The 1,661-nt window shown below is 47.7% G+C and carries 1 protein-coding gene; it reads left to right on the top strand.

Annotation, left to right across the window (positions count from 1 at the left end; genetic code table 11):
- The first annotated feature begins 79 nt into the window (after positions 1-79).
- A complete protein-coding gene (locus F6K20_RS37545; RefSeq protein WP_287298257.1) occupies positions 80-1,501 on the top strand; it encodes a cytosine deaminase in 1,422 nt (473 codons plus the stop codon).
- The last annotated feature ends 160 nt before the right edge of the window (positions 1,502-1,661 follow it).

Raw genomic sequence — 1,661 nt, 5'->3', positions numbered from 1 at the left:
GACTCCCGACTCCCGACTCCCGACTCCCGACTCCCGACTCCCAACTCCCGACTCCCGACTCCCGACTCCCGACTCCCTAATGATTCCCAACGCCGAACGATACTGGCTCACAAATGCCTACGTACCATTTTGCCTACTGGAAAACAGCAACGTTTGCGTCCGCAACGAGCAGGGTTTGTGCTTAGTTGATATTGAAATTAATCAGGGAGCCATTGGTGCAATAGTTTCAAAGGCGATTGTTCCCAAAGGGCAGCAAAACACGATGGTCGAAAAGAGCCGCTACGCGATCGCAAACAGTACCGAAAACAGTATCGCAAACAGTGTTGAAGCTAGCACAGATACCAGTAACATACCTAGTGACATCCCCAGTATAAATCTCCGGCAAGGACAAGTATGGCCCTGTTTTCTAGATATACACACCCATCTGGATAAAGGTCATATTTGGGAACGGTCTCCCAACCCTGATGGTACTTTTAATAGTGCCTGTCTGACCGGAGATGCTGATGCCCAAACCTATTGGCAACGGTCAGATTTATATCGGCGCATGGAATTTGGAATCAAATGTAGCTATGCTCATGGGACCAAAGCTATCCGCACCCACATTGACTCGGTCGGCGAACAAGCTGCCATTAGCCTAGGCGTTTTCCAAACCCTCCAGAAAGAATGGCTTGACAGAATTACCCTACAAGCGGTGTCTCTAGTTACTCTAGATTATTATCAAACTCCCGCTGGCATGACCTTAGCCGACAAAATTGCTGAAGTCGGAGGCATACTTGGGGGAGTAGCCTATAGCAACCAAGACCTGGAGGCTCAACTCGATAGGGTTTTTTCCTTAGCTAAGGAGAGAAACCTCAACCTAGATTTCCATGCTGATGAAAACGGTAATCCCGATTCCCATTGCTTACGAAAGATTGCCCAAGCTGCGATTCGTCATCAGTTTACCGGAAAAATTATTTGTGGTCACTGTTGCAGTTTGGCCATGCAACCCTTAGACGAGGTTGCGGAAACTCTCAAGTTGGTCAAAGCAGCAGGAATTGCTATTGTTAGCTTACCCATGTGCAATCTTTATCTACAAGATCGACAGGCTAACTGTACACCCTTTTGGCGGGGAGTCACCAGGCTCCATGAAATTAAACAACAGGGTATTCCGGTAACCTTGGCTAGTGATAATTGTCGAGACCCCTTTTATGGATTTGGGGACCATGATGTATTAGAAGTCTTTACCCAAGCCGTAAGGATTGCCCATTTAGATATGCCCATCGGTGATTGGCCTTGTGCAGTAACCAAGACAGCCGCTGATTTAATGGGTTTACCTGACATGGGTAGGATTGGAGTGGGACTCCCGGCAGATTTGATTTTGTTTAAGGGACGCCATTTCAGTGAACTTTTGTCCCGTCCCCAGCATGACCGAATTATCTTGCGTCAGGGTCAGCCAATTGATACTAGGTTGCCGGATTATGCTGAGTTGGATGATTTATTGAATTTAGAATTTAGAATTTAGAATTTAGAATTGGGGAATCGGGAATCGGGAGTCGGGAATCGGGAATCGGGAGTCGGGAATCGGGAATCGGGAATCGGGAGTCGGGGCAACAGATGTGTAGGGTGTGTTAGGGGCGGGCTTGCCATAATTTTCCACTTCGTCGCCAGTATTAGAATAGCCA

Origin of the sequence: Moorena sp. SIO2C4 (assembly GCF_010672485.1) — a bacterium.
GTDB lineage: Bacteria > Cyanobacteriota > Cyanobacteriia > Cyanobacteriales > Coleofasciculaceae > Moorena > Moorena producens.
This window is presented reverse-complemented; position numbering and strand designations above follow the sequence as displayed.